The 16,791-nt window shown below is 60.7% G+C and carries 18 protein-coding genes; 7 read left to right on the top strand and 11 right to left on the bottom strand.

The genetic code is table 11. The features are described from left to right. The first annotated feature begins 36 nt into the window (after positions 1 to 36). From ACLK1G_RS04520 to pdxH, 3 genes are all read left to right on the top strand, one after another. Positions 37 to 1,182, top strand: coding sequence for a serine hydrolase domain-containing protein (locus ACLK1G_RS04520; RefSeq protein ID WP_420764321.1), 1,146 nt, complete (start codon positions 37 to 39; stop codon positions 1,180 to 1,182). Between the two features lie 118 nt (positions 1,183 to 1,300). Then, positions 1,301 to 2,419 (top strand): OmpA family protein, encoded by a 1,119-nt coding sequence (locus tag ACLK1G_RS04525; RefSeq protein ID WP_420764322.1) that lies wholly within the window; start codon positions 1,301 to 1,303, stop codon positions 2,417 to 2,419. Between the two features lie 24 nt (positions 2,420 to 2,443). Beyond that, positions 2,444 to 3,091 (top strand): pyridoxamine 5'-phosphate oxidase, encoded by a 648-nt coding sequence (gene pdxH / locus ACLK1G_RS04530; RefSeq protein ID WP_420764323.1) that lies wholly within the window; start codon positions 2,444 to 2,446, stop codon positions 3,089 to 3,091. On the opposite strand, the gene ACLK1G_RS04535 is transcribed toward pdxH, so the two are convergent. After that, a complete protein-coding gene (locus ACLK1G_RS04535; RefSeq protein ID WP_420764324.1) occupies positions 3,039 to 3,320 on the bottom strand; it encodes a hypothetical protein in 282 nt (93 codons plus the stop codon). The genes pdxH and ACLK1G_RS04535 overlap by 53 nt on opposite strands. 172 nt (positions 3,321 to 3,492) lie before the next feature. Between ACLK1G_RS04535 and ACLK1G_RS04540 the strand changes: the two genes are divergently transcribed. Continuing rightward, entirely contained in the window at positions 3,493 to 3,957 is a 465-nt protein-coding gene (locus tag ACLK1G_RS04540; protein ID WP_024776354.1) for an outer membrane lipoprotein, read from the top strand. 210 nt (positions 3,958 to 4,167) lie between these two features. On the opposite strand, the gene nhaA is transcribed toward ACLK1G_RS04540, so the two are convergent. Then, positions 4,168 to 5,346: a Na+/H+ antiporter NhaA gene (gene nhaA / locus ACLK1G_RS04545; RefSeq protein WP_420764325.1), complete on the bottom strand. Its 1,179-nt coding sequence runs from the start codon at positions 5,344 to 5,346 to the stop codon at positions 4,168 to 4,170. Positions 5,347 to 5,611: 265 nt separating this feature from the next. Here nhaA and ACLK1G_RS04550 point away from each other — a divergent pair, with 265 nt between their 5' ends. After that, a complete protein-coding gene (locus tag ACLK1G_RS04550) occupies positions 5,612 to 6,706 on the top strand; it encodes a PLP-dependent cysteine synthase family protein (RefSeq protein ID WP_420764326.1) in 1,095 nt (364 codons plus the stop codon). A gap of 124 nt (positions 6,707 to 6,830) precedes the next feature. Here ACLK1G_RS04550 and ACLK1G_RS04555 read toward each other — a convergent pair whose 3' ends face one another. The 3 genes from ACLK1G_RS04555 to ACLK1G_RS04565 form a co-directional block, all read right to left on the bottom strand. Beyond that, on the bottom strand, positions 6,831 to 8,444 hold the full coding sequence (locus ACLK1G_RS04555) for an NAD(P)/FAD-dependent oxidoreductase (protein ID WP_420764327.1): 1,614 nt from the start codon (positions 8,442 to 8,444) through the stop codon (positions 6,831 to 6,833). A 109-nt stretch (positions 8,445 to 8,553) separates the two neighbouring features. Beyond that, the gene (locus ACLK1G_RS04560; protein ID WP_420764455.1) at positions 8,554 to 9,228 is read right to left on the bottom strand and encodes a COG3650 family protein; all 675 of its coding nucleotides are present in this window, start codon (positions 9,226 to 9,228) and stop codon (positions 8,554 to 8,556) included. A gap of 59 nt (positions 9,229 to 9,287) precedes the next feature. Continuing rightward, positions 9,288 to 9,887 (bottom strand): short chain dehydrogenase, encoded by a 600-nt coding sequence (locus ACLK1G_RS04565; RefSeq protein ID WP_420764328.1) that lies wholly within the window; start codon positions 9,885 to 9,887, stop codon positions 9,288 to 9,290. Between the two features lie 104 nt (positions 9,888 to 9,991). Between ACLK1G_RS04565 and ACLK1G_RS04570 the strand changes: the two genes are divergently transcribed. Next, positions 9,992 to 10,900, top strand: a complete 909-nt coding sequence (locus tag ACLK1G_RS04570) for a LysR family transcriptional regulator (RefSeq protein ID WP_420764329.1) — start codon at positions 9,992 to 9,994, stop codon at positions 10,898 to 10,900. A 180-nt stretch (positions 10,901 to 11,080) separates the two neighbouring features. Here the strand turns inward: ACLK1G_RS04570 and ACLK1G_RS04575 are convergent, their stop codons facing one another. The 6 genes from ACLK1G_RS04575 to ACLK1G_RS04600 form a co-directional block, all read right to left on the bottom strand. After that, complete coding sequence (locus ACLK1G_RS04575; protein WP_072409624.1) at positions 11,081 to 11,782, bottom strand: ABC transporter ATP-binding protein; 702 nt, start codon at positions 11,780 to 11,782, stop codon at positions 11,081 to 11,083. Beyond that, positions 11,783 to 12,550, bottom strand: coding sequence for a high-affinity branched-chain amino acid ABC transporter ATP-binding protein LivG (gene livG, locus ACLK1G_RS04580; protein ID WP_420764330.1), 768 nt, complete (start codon positions 12,548 to 12,550; stop codon positions 11,783 to 11,785). Then, positions 12,547 to 13,803 (bottom strand): high-affinity branched-chain amino acid ABC transporter permease LivM, encoded by a 1,257-nt coding sequence (locus ACLK1G_RS04585; protein ID WP_420764331.1) that lies wholly within the window; start codon positions 13,801 to 13,803, stop codon positions 12,547 to 12,549. The genes livG and ACLK1G_RS04585 overlap by 4 nt, the downstream gene beginning before the upstream one ends. After that, positions 13,800 to 14,723 carry a high-affinity branched-chain amino acid ABC transporter permease LivH gene (gene livH / locus ACLK1G_RS04590; protein WP_420764332.1) on the bottom strand — a complete coding sequence of 308 codons (924 nt, stop codon included), beginning with the start codon at positions 14,721 to 14,723 and terminating at the stop codon, positions 13,800 to 13,802. Before livH ends, ACLK1G_RS04585 begins: the two co-directional genes overlap by 4 nt. A 230-nt stretch (positions 14,724 to 14,953) precedes the next feature. After that, positions 14,954 to 16,081: a branched-chain amino acid ABC transporter substrate-binding protein gene (locus ACLK1G_RS04595; RefSeq protein ID WP_420764333.1), complete on the bottom strand. Its 1,128-nt coding sequence runs from the start codon at positions 16,079 to 16,081 to the stop codon at positions 14,954 to 14,956. A 60-nt stretch (positions 16,082 to 16,141) separates the two neighbouring features. After that, positions 16,142 to 16,390, bottom strand: coding sequence for a hypothetical protein (locus ACLK1G_RS04600; protein WP_181289307.1), 249 nt, complete (start codon positions 16,388 to 16,390; stop codon positions 16,142 to 16,144). A gap of 30 nt (positions 16,391 to 16,420) precedes the next feature. On the opposite strand from ACLK1G_RS04600, the gene ACLK1G_RS04605 reads away from it, so the two are divergent. Further along, positions 16,421 to 16,726, top strand: a complete 306-nt coding sequence (locus ACLK1G_RS04605) for a DUF2288 domain-containing protein (RefSeq protein ID WP_420764334.1) — start codon at positions 16,421 to 16,423, stop codon at positions 16,724 to 16,726. Positions 16,727 to 16,791 lie beyond the last annotated feature (65 nt).

A 16,791-nucleotide genomic window follows, 5' to 3' on the forward strand; every position in this document is an offset into this window, starting at 1 on the left:
AGCTGAAAAAAAGCGTGTGTTTCAAAGGAGTTGCGGGTGCAAATTCAAGGCCATTACGAACTTCAGTTCGAAGCAGTGCGTGAAGCGTTCGCGGCACTGTTCGACGATCCGCAGGAGCGCGGCGCGGCGTTGTGCATCCAGGTCGGGGGCAGCACGGTCATCGACCTCTGGGCCGGCACAGCCGACAAGGATGGCCATGAGGCTTGGCACTGCGACACCATCGCCAATCTGTTTTCTTGCACCAAGACATTCACCGCCGTTACCGCCTTGCAATTGGTCGCCGAAGGCAAGTTGCAACTGGACGCGCCGGTCGCTCGCTATTGGCCTGAGTTTGCGGCGGCGGGCAAGCAATCCGTCACCCTGCGCCAGTTGCTCTGCCATCAGGCCGGACTTCCCGCATTGAGGGAGTTGATGGCCCCCGCGGCACTTTACGATTGGCAGACCATGGTCGATGCACTGGCTGCCGAGACGCCTTGGTGGACCCCCGGCGAGGGCCACGGCTATGCCGCGATCACGTACGGCTGGTTGGTGGGCGAATTGTTGCGCAGGGTCGATGGCCGTGGGCCAGGCGAGTCCATCGTGGCCCGGGTTGCCAAACCCCTGGGACTGGATTTCCACGTTGGCCTGGCCGACGAAGAGTTTCATCGCGTGGCGCATATTGCCCGCGGCAAAGGCAACGTTGGCGACGCAGCGGCCCAGCGTCTGTTGCAGGTCACGATGCGCGAACCGACGGCCATGACCACCCGGGCCTTCACCAACCCTCCATCGATCATGACCAGCACCAACAAGCCGGAATGGCGGCGGATGCAGCAACCGGCTGCCAACGGTCACGGCAACGCCCGCAGTCTCGCCGGGTTCTACGCCGGCCTGCTGGACGGAAGCTTGCTGGAAGGTGAAATGCTCGACGAACTGACTCGCCAGCACAGTTTCGGCGAGGACAAGACATTGTTGACCCAGACCCGTTTCGGCCTGGGTTGCATGCTGGATCAACCGGATGTGCCCAATGCGACCTACGGCCTGGGGCCGCGGGCGTTTGGTCATCCCGGAGCAGGGGGCTCCATCGGTTTCGCCGATCCTGAGCATGACGTTGCGTTCGGGTTCGTGACCAATACCCTCGGGCCCTATGTCTTGATGGACCCACGTGCCCAGAACCTTGCACGGGTGCTTGCCACTTGTCTATAAAACGCCATTGGCGGTAGTGGGTAAAGGAACAAGGTGTTGTTTTCGCTTTCCAAGCGACTGTTTATGCGGCCGGAACATGGCCTTCGTTTTTTACTTCAGATCATTTTGTGGATATCCAATGTCATCGAACAAAACCCTCGCTCTGGCGCTGTGCTTCGCTATCACCGGTTGCGCACAAAACCCACAAAATGATGCCGAGGGCGGCGGTGGCTGGTGGCCGTTCGGGTCCTCCGACAAGGTCGCGGCCAAGGAGCCGGTCCCGCCGGCTCCCCTGAAACCCGCCGCCGTGGCGCCGCAAGCCAAGGCAGAGGGGGCCACGCATTGGTGGTGGCCGTTCTCCTCCGACGATGGCGCCGATGTCGCCAAGAAAGAAGAAGCGAAACCTGTCGCCAAGCCTGAAACCAAGGCGCCGGCTACCGTCGCCAAGGCCCAAGCCGAGAGCAGTGGCAAGTGGTGGTGGCCGTTCGGCGGCAAAGAGCAGGAGACCGCGAAGGCAGTGCCGATGCCCGACCCGAAAGTCACCCAGGCCTGGCTCGACGACTATGAGCCAAAGCTGCGTACCGCCATCAAGGACAGCAAGCTTGAGCTGGAGCGCCGCGATAATGTGCTGGTGGTCACCGCTCCCGTGGACGGCTCGTTCAACCCGGACCGTCCGGCCATGCTACTGCCGGTGACACTCGGCCCGTTCACTCGCGTCGCCAAGATTCTAGAGGCCGATCCGAAAACCGCGGTGCTGATCCTCGGTCACGCCGATACGTCGGGCGCGGCGCCGGCGAATCTGAAGCTCAGCCAGGAGCGCGCCCAATCCGTCGCGGCGATCTTCCGGCTCAGTGGCTTGCAGCGTGATCGCCTGATGCTGCGCGGGATGGGCTCGGTGGCGCCACGTGCGGCCAACGATAGCGTCGAGGGACGGGCTTTGAACCGTCGTGTCGAATTGCTGGTAACGCCCGCCAATACCATGGTCGCGTTGTTGAGCAAGTACAACATGCCGACCCCTGCGCCGGTGACCATGGTGGCTGCCCAGGACGTCAAGCCCGCGGCACCTGCCCCGGCCCCGGCGGCGAAAAAATCCGCCGCGCCGGCAACCAAGAAAGCCGCAGCCAAGAAGGCTCCTGCAAAGGCCCCGGCCAAAAAAGCCCCGGCCAAGAAGGCGACTCCGGCGAAAAAACCTGAACCGGCCAAGGCCGCGGCTGACGGGAAAAAAGTTGCTGCCGCCGACTCCTCCAAGAAACAGTGATTGGCTGATCACAAGGAACGCGCCATGACCCAAGCGCTGGCTGATATGCGCCGTGACTACACCCGCGATGGCCTGACCGAGGCGCAAGCCCCGGCCGAGCCGTTCGCGTTGTTCCACCAATGGTTCGCCGACGCGGTGAAAACCGAACAGGCTCCGGTGGAAGCCAATGCCATGACCCTGGCAACAGTGGACGCTGACGGCCGGCCTCACTGCCGGATCCTGCTACTGAAGGGCCTGGATGCCCAGGGCTTTACTTTCTTCACCAACTACGACAGCGCCAAAGGCCAGCAACTGGCTGCGAATCCGTACGCGGCCATGACGTTTTTCTGGCCGACACTGGAGCGTCAGGTGCGTATCGAAGGCAAGGTAGTGAAAGTCACTGCGCAGGAGTCGGACGCTTATTACCAGGTCCGACCGCTGGGCAGCCGCCTTGGTGCCTGGGCCTCACCCCAGAGCCGGGTGATTGCCGGGCGCGGCGAGCTGGAAGACTTGCTCAAGGCCACTGAGCAGCGTTTCAGCGACAGCCAACCCCATTGTCCCGAGCACTGGGGCGGCTACCGCTTGCTGCCCGAGCGCATCGAGTTCTGGCAGGGGCGCCCCAGTCGCCTGCATGATCGTCTCAACTACCGCCTGCAAGGGGCGGATTGGACTCGCGAGCGCCTGGCGCCTTGATGGGGTAACCTGCCGCTGCCGCCTGGAGCCATTGCGGCAGGTCCCGTCGCTTGACGCCTTGTTCGCGGGCGCGGGCCAGTTGTTGCAGCATGTAGTGTTTTTTCGGTTCATCCTGCCCCGCCAATGACAGCGCCAGGTCTCGGTCCATCCAGCGTTTGATGCGTACGTACAGCCACCAGTGGAAGTACAGGCCGGCTAGGGTGGTAGCGACTATGATGAAGTAATCCATGGAGAGTCCTTGGAGCGGTAACGCTGCTGACTGAATTTGGCGCTGATGTTTGATGAATTTTCTCGGGTGCGCCTGTATCCCACCTGAATGAAAACAATTTTATCCCGGCGAGGCCGTGACAGGTGTCAAGCCGGGGAGTTTAATGGATCCCTGTCTTTTGGAGTTTGATGCTATGCGTAAGTCTGTTTTGCTGGTTGCTTCCTTTTCCACGATGGCGATGTTGCTCACTGGCTGTCAGTCGAGCCTGACCGGTGACTCCTACTCCCGTGACGAAGCGCGTCGCGTTCAGACGATTCGCATGGGCACTATTGAATCCCTGCGTCCGGTCAAGATCGAAGGCACCAAGACGCCTATCGGCGGTGCGGCGGGTGCTGTAGTAGGCGGCGTGGGTGGCAGCGCGATCGGTGGTGGCCGTGGCAGCATCGTTGCCGCCGTAATCGGCGCGGTGGCTGGCGGCTTGATCGGTTCGGCCACTGAAGAAGGCCTGACCCGTACCCAGGGTGTTGAAATCACGGTTCGTGAAGACGACGGCAGCATGCGTGCCTATGTTCAACAGGTTCAGGAGAATGAAGTGTTCCGCGTGGGCGAGCGGGTGCGGATTTCTACTGTCGGTGGAACCAGTCGCGTTTCCCACTAAGTGGCTTTGATCGCCAACGCCGCTGATAAAGTTGAATGAACTGGCCTCTTCGCGAGCAAGCTCGCTCCCACAGTGGATCGGGGTATACACCGAATGGTGCGTCCGCCGAAAAAACCGTGGGAGCGAGCTTGCTCGCGATAGGCGCTGGTTCAGCTATGAAAACGCTGGATGAGTGCCCCGCTGTACGGCCCGCTCAACACGTCATGAATGCTACGAAACGGGCTTGCGACTAGCCATCGCCGTAACCCCATACCCAATTACCGCCGCCAGGATCGACCCGGTAAGAATCCCCATCCGGTCCATTCCTGCATACTCACTTGCACCCGGTGCGAACGCCAGAGAACCCACGAACAGGCTCATCGTGAAACCGATCCCGCAGAGAATCGCCACCCCCAGTATCTGCCCCCAGTTCGCCCCGGCGGGAAGGCTGGCAATGCCGACCTTCACCGCGAGCCAGGTCAGGCCGAACACACCGACTGTCTTGCCCAGCAACAGCCCGACCGCGATGCCCATCGGCACGTGGTGAGTAAAACTCTCGACGGTGACGCCGCTCAACGACAGACCCGCGTTGGCGAAGGCGAACAGCGGCAGGATGCCATACGCCACCCAGGGATGCAGCGCATGTTCGAGGGTCAGTAATGGCGACGTTTCAGCGTTTTTCGTGCGCAGTGGAATGCAGAAGGCCAGGGTGACACCCGCCAGGGTGGCATGGACACCGCTCTTGAGCACGCAAACCCACAGAATCAGCCCGACCACCATGTAGGGGCCGAGTTTGACCACGCCCATGCGGTTCATTGCCACCAATGCCGCGATGCAGGCCGCAGCCAGCCCCAATGACAGGGTCGACAGGTCGCCAGAGTAGAAGATCGCAATGATGATAATGGCGCCCAGGTCATCAATGATCGCCAGCGTCATCAGGAACAGCTTGAGCGACACCGGCACTCGCTTGCCCAGCAAGGCCAGCACGCCCAGGGCGAAGGCAATATCGGTGGCCGTCGGGATCGCCCAGCCGGCCAGTGCGGCTGGGTTGTCGCGGTTGAGGAACCAGTAGATGAGCGCCGGCACCAGCATGCCGCCGACGGCCGCAGCGCCCGGCAGGACAATCTGCGATGGTTTGGACAATTGCCCGTCGAGGACCTCCCGCTTGACCTCAAGGCCGATGAGCAGGAAGAACATAGCCATCAGGCCGTCGTTGATCCACAGCAGCAAGGGCTTGGCGATCTGCAAGGCGCCGACCTGAGCCACCACCGGAGTCTCCAGCAAGCCGTTATAAAGCCAGTCCAGCGGCGAATTGTTGATCACCAGGGCCAGCACAGCGGCCGCGATCAACAGAAGGCCGCTTGCCGCTTCCAGTTGGAAAAAACGTGTCATAGAGCTACGTAGAGCCAAGACTGCTCTCCATTCATCGGATCCAAAGATAGGGACACCCTAACCCGTACCGTTAGTTGTTAAAACAAAAGTTATATTCTTTTTTGTTATATGCTGTTACAGCGCCTGTATTGGGCAGTCGGGCAGTTGACGGGCATATTGGACCTTAGCTGTACCTGTGCGCGATGTCGGTTTTTTCCTAAGCTTGCGTCTCGTATTTCCGAACCAGATCGTGCCCCGTGGCTATCGGTCTGCCTGCGTCGTACCGATCCAGCGAGAAAACACCATGAACGACCACCGCCAGTGGGCGCGTGAGGCCATCCGTATCATCGAGGCGGACTTCCAGCGCAGCGCCGATACGCACTTGATCCCACTGCCGTTGCCGGGGTTGCCGGGCACTGAGCTGTACTTCAAGGATGAGTCCAGCCATCCCACTGGAAGCCTCAAGCATCGATTGGCTCGTTCGCTTTTCCTCTATGCGTTGTGCAACGGCTGGCTCAAGCCGGGGGCGCCGGTGATCGAAGCCTCCAGCGGATCGACGGCAATTTCCGAGGCCTACTTCGCCCGGTTGCTGGGCCTGCCATTCATTGCGGTGATGCCGGCGACGACCTCTCGGGAAAAAATCGCACAGATCGCCTTTTATGGCGGCCAGAGCCATTTGGTGGATGATCCTACGCAGATCTACGCCGAGTCCGAACGCCTGGCGCGTGAGCATGACGGCCATTTCATCGACCAATTCACCTACGCCGAGCGCGCTACGGACTGGCGCGCCAACAACAACATCGCCGAGTCGATCTTCCAGCAGATGCGTTTTGAGCAGCATCCGGAACCGACCTGGCTGATTTCCAGCCCCGGAACCGGTGGCACGACCGCCACCCTGGGACGTTATGTGCGTTACCGCCAGCACTGTACCCGTGTGCTGTGTGCCGACGCCGAGCGCTCGGTATTCTTCGATTACTACCGCAGCGGCGACGCCAGCCTGCGCCTGGATTGCGGCTCGCGGATCGAAGGCATCGGCCGACCACGGGTCGAAGCGTCGTTCCTGCCCACGGTCATCGATGCGATGGTCAAGGTCCCGGACGCCTTGTCTCTCGCGGCCATGCATTACCTGGCCCAGCGGTTGGGGCGACGGGTAGGTGGGTCCAGCGGTACCAACCTGATCGGCGCGCTGATCGCCGCGAAGGGGATGGTGGATGCTGGTGAGTCAGGGTCGATCGTGGCCATTCTTTGCGACGGCGGGGAGCGTTATGCCACGACTTATTATGATCCGGCATGGCTCAAGCAGCAGGGGTATGAGTTGAGTGGGTTGATCGATGCGGTGGCTGCGTGTGCGGAACGCGGAGAAGCGCTGCCGGAGAGTGTGTTGCGAGCTAACATCTGAGTTCTTGAACACTCGGAGAACCCTGTGGGAGCGAGCCTGCTCGCGAAACCGGATTAACATTCAACATACATGCTGAATGATCCATCGCTTTCGCGAGCAAGCTCGCTCCCACAGTGAATGGATGTCAGTCCTTCAAGCCGAGGATATTCCGCGCCACCGCCTCGGCAATCCGGATTCCATCCACGCCCGCCGACAGGATGCCGCCCGCGTAACCGGCGCCTTCCCCAGCGGGGAACAAGCCCTTCACATTCAGGCTTTGCAGCGTTTCGTTTCGCGTGATACGCAGCGGTGACGAGGTGCGCGTCTCGATGCCGGTGAGCACTGCATCGTGCAGCGAATAGCCACGGATCTGTTTCTCGAACGCCGGTAACGCTTCACGAATGGCTTCGATGGCGAAATCCGGCAGGGCCAGGGCCAGGTCGCCCAAGGCAACCCCCGGTTTGTAGGACGGTTCAACGCTGCCCAGCGCCGTCGAAGGCTTGCCGGCGATGAAATCGCCCACCAGTTGCGCGGGGGCCTCATAGTTGCTGCCGCCGAGTACGAAGGCGTGGGACTCCAGGCGCTCCTGCAACTCGATTCCCGCCAGCGGGCCCCCCGGGTAATCCACTTCCGGGGTAATGCCGACAACGATGCCGGAGTTGGCGTTGCGCTCGTTACGTGAATACTGGCTCATGCCGTTGGTCACGACCCGGTTCGGCTCGGAAGTCGCCGCCACCACTGTACCGCCCGGGCACATGCAGAAGCTGTACACCGATCGGCCGTTCTTGGCGTGGTGCACCAGTTTGTAGTCGGCCGCGCCGAGCTTCGGATGGCCGGCGTACTTGCCCAGGCGTGCACTGTCGATCAGTGATTGCGGGTGTTCGATGCGGAAACCCACCGAGAACGGCTTCGCTTCCATGTACACGCCACGGCTGTGGAGCATGCGGAACGTGTCCCGGGCGCTGTGGCCCAGGGCAAGGATCACGTGTTTGGAATGGATCTGTTCACCGCTGGCCAACTCGACACCGACCAATTGGCCGTCTTCGATCAGCACATCGGTGACTCGCTGCCCGAAGCGCACTTCGCCGCCCAGCGCGCGAATCTGCTCACGCATGTTTTCCACGACGCCTGTCAGGCGGAACGTACCGATGTGTGGCTTGCTGACGTAGAGGATTTCTTCGGGCGCCCCGGCCTTGACGAACTCGTGCAGGACCTTGCGCCCAAGGAATTTAGGGTCCTTGATCTGGCTGTAGAGCTTGCCGTCGGAGAATGTCCCCGCACCGCCCTCGCCGAATTGCACGTTGGATTCAGGGTTGAGCACGCTTTTGCGCCACAGGCCCCAAGTGTCCTTGGTGCGCTGGCGCACCTCCGGGCCGCGCTCGAGGATGATCGGCTTGAAGCCCATCTGCGCGAGCAACATGGCGGCGAAAATGCCGCACGGGCCGAAGCCGACCACGATCGGCCGTTCGCCCAGGTCGGCCGGCGCCTGGCCAACCACTTTGTAGCTGACGTCCGGCGCTTCGTTGACGTTACGGTCATCGGCGAACTTGCGCAGCACGCTGGCTTCATCGCGCACCGTCAGGTCGATGGTGTAAATGAAGCACAGCTCGGAAGATTTCTTGCGTGCGTCATAGCTGCGTTTGAACAAGGTGAAGTCGAGCAGGTCATCGCTGGCGATGCCCAGGCGTTGCACGATGGCGGGACGCAGGTCTTCTTCGGGATGGTCGATCGGCAGCTTGAGTTCGGTGATTCGTAACATGACAGGATCCGGTTCGCGGGGCGCACAACTGCGCCAGGGCGTGCTTCAAACCGGCGATTATAAGCTGCATTCCCTGCTACCCGTGAGGTTAAAACAGACTGGCGACAAGTCAGTCGTCCCGTGCGCCACCGAAATAGGCACATCCGCGCTGGACCTGGCCGTTGACCCGCAATTCGGCGCTCATGTGTTGCACGCTGCCGCTGGCGCTGTCGACACAGCGAGCCGGGGTGACCCATAGCTCGACTTTCTGGCCATTGGCTTCGGTACCGAGGTTGAACCTGCCATCACCCAATTGCTCCTCGACATAGGGCACCGCCAGTAGCGGCTGACCTACCCGATCCAGCACCAGGCCCTTGCCGCTGGCCGTGAGGGTCCATTCAGGGCTGTGGCCCGTTGCACGCAGAATCACGCGCTTGAAGTCTGCGTCGCCGCACGCGGTCCCCGAAGGTTCCAGGCGATAGAGCTGGCCAACGTCCAGCTGGCTGTCGGCACCGGCCGATGCGCTGGAAACGATGCGGCCGCGCAGGTCGGCGAACAACTTGCCGCTATCATCCGCCAGGGTGGCGGCTTGTTGCAGCACGCTGGTGCCGCCGGCGTCATTGACCAAGTAGCGGCGCTGTTCCTGGCACGGCTGGAACATCAACTTGCCGTCCGCGGCTGTCAGTTCGCCTTGCATACGTGTTTGCCCCGCATGGGGCGCGCTCTGGCGCGGGGCTTCGAGCAGCTGGCAGCCGGCGAAAAGCGGGAGGAGGGCGACAAACAGCAGGGAACGAGCGGCACGCATCATTGGGTCTCCAGACAAGTGCCGCCACGTTACGCAGACTGTCCCTCTATCACAAGGGGTCAGCCCACGTGAAAGGTCTGGCCGGTTTGCAGGCCTTCGACACTCTTCGCGTAGGCCAACGCCACTTCCGCCGCGGGAACGGGCTTATAGCCACGGAAGTACGGCGCATATTTGTCCATGGCTTCCAGAAGCACGTTCGGGCTTACCGAATTGACCCGTAGCCCGCGCGGCAATTCGATTGCCGCCGCGCGCACGAAGCTGTCGAGGGCGCCGTTCACCAGCGCCGCCGAAGCGCCGCTCTTGATGGGGTCGTGGCTGAGTACGCCAGTGGTGAAGGTAAAGGATGCACCGTCGTTGGCGAACTCGCGGCCGATCAGCAGCAGATTGACCTGGCCCATCAGTTTGTCCTTCAGGCCTAGGGCAAAGCTGTCTTCGGTCATGTCGCCCAGAGGTGCGAAGGTGACATTGCCCGCGGCACAGACCAGCGCGTCGAAGCGGCCGGTCTTTTCAAACAGGGCGCGGATCGAGGCGCTGTCGCTGATATCGACTTGTACGTCACCGCTATGGCGGCCGATGCGTACGATTTCGTGGCGGGGCGATAATTCATTATCGATGGCCGAACCGATGGTGCCGTTGGCGCCGATCAACAGGATTTTCATGGGCTGCTCCTCATTGGTTTGAACGAGGTTGCAGTCTAGGCTGGATTTTCTTCGGGATAATCGTGCTAATAGGAAACCTTTGGTTTTCAATTGGAAACAATCCAGTGAGCGAGATAGATGACCTCGCAGCGTTCGCCGTGCTGGTGGAGGCTGGGAGTTTCACCTTGGCGGCGCAGCAGTTGGGGTGCAGCAAGGGGCAACTGTCCAAGCGCATCAGTCTGTTGGAAGAGCGGTTTTCGGTGCTGCTGCTCCAGCGCACGACACGACGCCTTAGCCTGACGGCGGCGGGCGCTGCGCTGTTGCCCCAGGCCCAGGCATTGTTGGTCCAGGTGGAAAGGGCGCGTCAGGCGTTGGCGCGCTTGAAGGGCGAAATTTCCGGGCCGGTGCGCATGACGGTTCCGGTTTCGTTGGGCGAAACGTTCTTCGAGGGATTGCTTACGGAATTTGCCTGTGCCTATCCCGACGTGCAGATTGAGCTGGAGCTCAACAATGGTTACCGCGATTTAACCCGCGATGGCTTCGATTTGGCGATTCGTTCGGATGCGGCGGTCGATGAGCGGTTGGTGGCTCGACCGTTGCTGGCCTGGCATGAAATGACCTGCGCCAGCCCGGCCTACCTGGAACGCTACGGCGAACCCGAGTCCCCCCACGCCTTGGTGGAGCACAAGTGCCTGCTCAACAGCCACTACAGTGGTCGGGAAGAGTGGCTGTATCACCAGCAGCACGAATTGTTGCGGGTGCGAGTGTCCGGGCCGTTCGCCAGCAACCATTACAGCCTGTTGAAAAAAGCCGCCTTGGCCGACGCGGGTATCGCCCGTTTGCCATCGTATTTGCTCCATGAAGAGCTGGCCGACGGACGCCTGCGTTGGCTGCTGCGCGATTTCCAGACCCGGCGCATGCCGATGTACCTGGTGCATCCTTATCAGGGTGGGTTGCCCAAGCGTACCCAGGTGCTGGTTGATTATTTGATTGAATGGTTCAAGCGCAGTGGGGCGGCGTTGGATAGGCTTTAGCAATAGTCGCCGTAACCCTGTGGGAGCGAGCTTGCTCGCGATCGCGGTGGTTCAGCTTGCATAGTTTGTGTATTTGCCGCCGCCTTCGCGAGCAAGCTCGCTCCCACTGGGGGCTTGGCGTTAGGGAAGATTAGCAGGCAAAAAAAACGGCCCGAAGGCCGTTTTTTCTTGGTGACAGCCTCAGCCGCCCAGGTACGCCTCGCGCACTTTCGGGTCGGTCAGCAGCGCTTCACCGGTGCCTTGCATCACCACGCGACCGTTCTCCAGCACGTACGCCCGGTCGGCGATTTTCAGCGCTTGGTTGGCGTTCTGCTCCACCAGGAACACCGTCACGCCATCCTTGCGCAGCTGTTCGATGATGTCGAAGATCTGCTGGATGATGATCGGTGCCAGGCCCAGGGAAGGCTCGTCGAGCAGCAGCAGCTTGGGCTTGCTCATCAGCGCACGGCCGATGGCGAGCATTTGCTGTTCGCCACCGGACATGGTGCCGCCGCGCTGGGTAAAACGCTCTTTCAGGCGTGGGAAAAGGTGCAGCACCTTGTCCATCTGTTCCTGATAGTCGCCCTTGTCGGTGAAGAACCCGCCCATGGCGAGGTTTTCTTCCACGGTCAGCCGGGCAAATACCCGACGGCCTTCAGGCACCACAGCGATGCTCTTGCGCATGATCTGCGCCGACTCCTGGCCCACCAGTTCCTCGCCCATGTAGCGGATGCTGCCGCTGTGGGCCTGGGGCGAACCGCAGAGGGTCATCAGCAGCGTCGATTTGCCAGCACCGTTGGCGCCGATCAGCGTGACGATTTCGCCCTGGCGGACCTCGACGTTGACGCTGTGCAGCGCCTGGATCTTGCCGTAGAAGGTGGAAACGTTTTCGAATTGCAGCATTTACGCTTCCCCCAGGTAGGCTTTGATCACTTCGGGATTATCGCGGATCTGTTCCGGCGTACCGTCGGCCAGCGGCGTGCCCTGGTTGATCACGACGATGTGGTCGGAAATGCTCATGACCAGCTTCATATCGTGCTCGATCAGCAGGACGGTGACGTTGTGCTCCTCGCGCAACACGCTGATGAGCGCCTTCAGGTCTTCGGTTTCCTTCGGGTTCAGGCCGGCGGCCGGTTCGTCGAGCATGAGGATCCGCGGGCGGGTCATCATGCAGCGGGCGATTTCCAGGCGCCGTTGCTGACCGTAGGCCAGGGTGCCGGCGGTACGGTTGGCGAACTCGGTGAGGTTGACCTTGTCCAGCCAGTAAGCGGCGTACTCCATCGCCTCGCGTTCGCTCTTGCGGAACGCCGGGGTCTTGAACAGGCCCGCGAAGAAGTTGGTGTTCAGGTGACGGTGCTGGGCGATCAACAGGTTCTCGACCGCCGTCATGTCCTTGAACAGCCGCACGTTCTGGAAGGTCCGCACCACGCCCTTGCGAGCGATGTGATGGCCGGCCAGGCCCTGGATCGGCTCGCCGTCCAGCAGGATGGTGCCGCCGGTAGGCTGGTAGAAGCCGGTCAGGCAGTTGAACACTGTGGTCTTGCCCGCGCCGTTTGGCCCGATCAGGGCAACCACTTGTTTCTCTTTCACGGTCAGGGCCACGCCGTTGACCGCAAGCAAGCCGCCGAAGCGCATGCTCAAGTTTTCAACTTTGAGGATCTCGCGGCTCATTTGCGCAGCTCCATGTGTGGGCGTTGCATAGGCAGCAGACCTTGAGGACGCCAGATCATCATCAGCACCATCAAGGCGCCGAACATCAACATGCGGTATTCACTGAATTCACGCATCATTTCAGGCAGCAGGATCATCACGATCGCCGCCAGGATCACGCCCAGCTGCGAGCCCATCCCGCCCAGCACGACGATGGCGAGGATGATCGCCGACTCGATGAAGGTGAACGATTCGGGCGTCACCAGGCCCTGGCGAGCCGCGAAGAAGCTACCGGCGAAACCGGCGAACGCAGCACCGAGGGTAAAGGCCGACAGTTTGATCACGGTTGGGTTGAGACCCAGCGCGCGGCAGGCGATTTCGTCTTCACGCAGCGCTTCCCACGCACGGCCGATCGGCATGCGCAGCAGGCGATTGATGACAAACAGTGCCGCCAGTGCCAGCAACAGGGCAACCAGGTACAGGAAGATCACCTTGTTGATCGAGTTGTATTGCAGGCCGAAGTACTCGTGGAAGGTCTGCAAGCCTTCGGCGGCCTTGCGCTCGAAGGTCAGGCCGAAGAACGTCGGCTTCTCGATATTGCTGATGCCGTTCGGACCACCGGTGATGTCGGTCATGTTACGCAGGAACAGCCGGATGATCTCACCGAAACCCAGGGTCACGATCGCCAGATAGTCACCACGCAAGCGCAGGACCGGGAAACCCAGCAGGAAACCGAAGGTGGCAGCCATCAGCCCGGCGATCGGCAGGCAGATCCAGAAGCTCAGGCCGAAGTAGTGGGACAGCAGCGCGTAGCTGTAGGCGCCGACGGCGTAGAAGCCGACGTAACCCAGGTCCAGCAGGCCGGCCAGGCCTACCACGATGTTCAGGCCCAGGCCGAGCATCACGTAGATCAGGATCAGCGTAGCGATGTCCACCGCGCCGCGCGAGCCGAAGAACGGCCATACCAGCGCGACGATGATGAGGGCGATGATGAAATAGCGCTGAGTCGTTGGCAGGGTCAGGAAGTTGCTGGCCTTGGCCGGGATCAGTGGCAGGCCCGGGGAGGAGCGCCAGGCCTTGCTGATTTGCTGGTTGAACAGCACGCGCAGGAACATCAGCACCGAGCAGATCGCGATGGTCGCAAGCACCGCAGGGCTGGTGTTGTGCACTTCCAGGTTGATACCGACGATGGTCAGTTTCAGACCGAGTACCGGGTAGGCCACGGCCCAGACCAGCAAGGCACTGAACAGTGCCTGTTTAAGATTCCTAGTCATACTTTCTCAACCTCCGGACGGCCCAGAATGCCGGTCGGACGGAACAACAGCACCAGAACCAACAAGCCGAATGCAACGACGTCCTTGTACTGGTCGCCGAAGATATCGGCGCCAAAGGCTTCCGCCACCCCCAGCACCAATCCACCGAGCATGGCTCCGGGAATGCTGCCGATGCCGCCCAATACCGCAGCGGTGAAGGCCTTGAGGCCGACGAGGAAACCGGCGTTCGGGTTGATCACGCCGTATTGCATGCTCAGCAGAACAGCCGCAACGGCTGCCAGCGCAGCACCAATGACAAAAGTCAGGGCAATGATGTTGTTGGTGTTGATGCCGAGCAGGTTGGCCATCTTGATGTCCTCGGCACAGGCGCGGCAGGCGCGGCCCAGGCGAGAACGGGAGATGAACAGGGTCAGGCCGAGCATGGCGATCACAGTGACGATGAACACCACGATCTGCATGTAGGAAATCAGCACTTCTTGTGCGCCACCCGGACCGAAGGCGAAGTTGCCAGGGATCAGGTTGGGGATTGCTTTGTCCTTGGAGTCTTGCGCCAGCAGAACGGTGTTCTGCAGGAAAATCGACATACCAATGGCGGAAATCAGCGGGATAAGACGGTTACTGCCGCGCAAGGGGCGATAGGCGATCCGTTCGATGCTGTAGCCATAGGAGCTAGTGACCACGATGCTCGCGATAAAAGCCGCGGTCATCAACAGCGGGACACTGTCGAGTCCCATCATGGTCAGCCCGGCAATGGCGATGAACGCCACGTAGGAGCCGATCATGTACACCTCGCCGTGGGCGAAGTTGATCATTCCAATGATGCCGTAAACCATCGTGTAGCCGATGGCGATCAGGGCATACATGCTGCCAACGTTAAGGCCGTTAACCAGCTGTTGGAAGAAGTGATAGATGTCAGGCATTACAGCGCTCCTAAAAACCTGATACGCATTTCACTGGTGGAGTCATTTTCCCGCCCGGCCCCGTGGATCTCTATCCACTTCGAATCCGGGTTTTGCCAGCGAACCGCTGATGACGGTTTTGAGATTTTCAGGTGGGGAGACTGGCGGATCACGCCAGCGCGGCCCATACATTCGTAAAACAAAGCCCACGGCACGCCGTGGGCTTTATTGGCAGTCAGTGAGGCAGCGCCTTACTGAGGCGAAACTTCAGTTTTAGGTTTGCCGTTGTGCCACTCGTAAACCACGAATTTGAAGTCTTTCAGGTCGCCCTTTTCATCGAAGCTCAGGTCCCCGGTCGGCGTCTTGAAAGTGCCGGCATGGATGGCTTCAGCCACTTTGGTCGCGTCTTCGGACTTGGCCGCCTTGATGCCTTCGGCAATCACGGTCACTGCGGAGTAGGACGGGAACACGAACGGGCCGCTCGGGTCTTCCTTCTTCGCTTTGAACGCGTCAGCCAATGCAACGTTGGCCGGATCCTGGTCGAAGGACTTCGGCAGGGTCACCAGCAGGCCTTCGGAAGCATCCTTGGCGATCTGGGTGATCGAATCGTTGCCCACGCCTTCCGGACCCATGAAGCGGGCTTTCAGGCCCTTTTCCTGGGCTTGACGCAGGATCAGGCCCAGCTCCGGGTGGTAACCGCCGTAGTAAACGAAGTCGACACCGGCTTGCTTGAGCTTGGCGATGATCGCGGAGAAGTCCTTGTCGCCGGCGTTGACGCCTTCGAACACGGCAACCTTGGTGCCTTTCTTCTCGAGGGTGGCTTTCACCGCGCTGGCGATGCCTTCACCGTACTGCTGCTTGTCGTGCAGGACCGCAACGATTTTCGGCTTGACGTGATCGGCGATGTAGTTGCCGGCCGCTGGGCCTTGGGCACTGTCCAGACCGATGGTGCGGAAGATCATCTTGTAGCCACGGGCGGTGATGTCCGGGCTGGTGGCCGCTGGGGTGATCATGATCACGCCTTCGTCTTCGTAGATGTCCGAAGCCGGCTGGGTGGAGCTGGAGCACAGGTGGCCGATCACGAACTTGACGCCGTCGTTGACGACCTTGTTCGCGACGGCGACCGCTTGTTTTGGATCGCAGGCGTCGTCGTATTCAACGGCTTCGAGTTTCTTGCCGTCGACGCCGCCCTTGGCGTTGATTTGCTCGATCGCCATCTTGGAGCCGCTGAACTGCATGTCGCCGTATTGGGCTACAGGGCCGGTTTTCGGGCCGGCGATGCCGATCTTGATGGTATCGGCGGCAAACGAATGGCTGGCAACCCCGGCCAGAACCATAGCGGCAAACAGTTTGGAAATCTGCTTAGTAGCCTTAGTCATAGTGCTCCACTCATGCTGTTGTAGTTTTTATAGTCCTGGCGCCGTAGCAGCAGAACCGGGTCAGATATCTTGGATATCCTCGCGGAAAATGCCCCCGGCAACTGTACCGGTACAGTGTAGAGCGCCGATTGTTGGCAAGGGAAGCTGGCGCTTGGGGGCAAAACCTGAGGGTGTCGCTTTATTGAAAGAAAAAGACAGATTCGCGGCGGGGGTTGTCCGGTCAAATCGGCAATCCTTGGCTTTGCTGCGCTTTTCAATCGGTGCTGCAATTGCAACTGGGTTTTTCTGCCAGACCACCGACGTTATCATTCGCGCCGATTTCTTTTCCGGACAGCTCCCATGAATCAAGAACCTAGCACCCTCTATGCCAAATTGCTCGGTGAAACCGCATCCATCACCTGGAAAGAGCTGGAGCCGTTCTTTGCCAAGGGTGCCCTATTGTGGGTCGATCCGGGACTGGATCTGATCGCTGCCGCCGAGGCCGTGGCCCAGGACGAAGGTACCAAAGTCGCCGCCTGGCTGGGCGCCGGGCAGGTCGCCAAGCTGTCTGAAACGCGGGCGCTGGATTTTCTGGAGCGCGATCCGCAGCTCTGGGCGGTAGTGGTTTCGCCTTGGATCATGATCCAGGAAAGGGCATCGGATTGATCAACGCACCAACTTGGTTCGCTCCCTGGCTCGGTTGAAAGTGTGTAGGTGAGTAGCGAGATGAC

The sequence above is a fragment of the Pseudomonas algeriensis genome (assembly GCF_048847255.1).
Lineage (GTDB): Bacteria > Pseudomonadota > Gammaproteobacteria > Pseudomonadales > Pseudomonadaceae > Aquipseudomonas.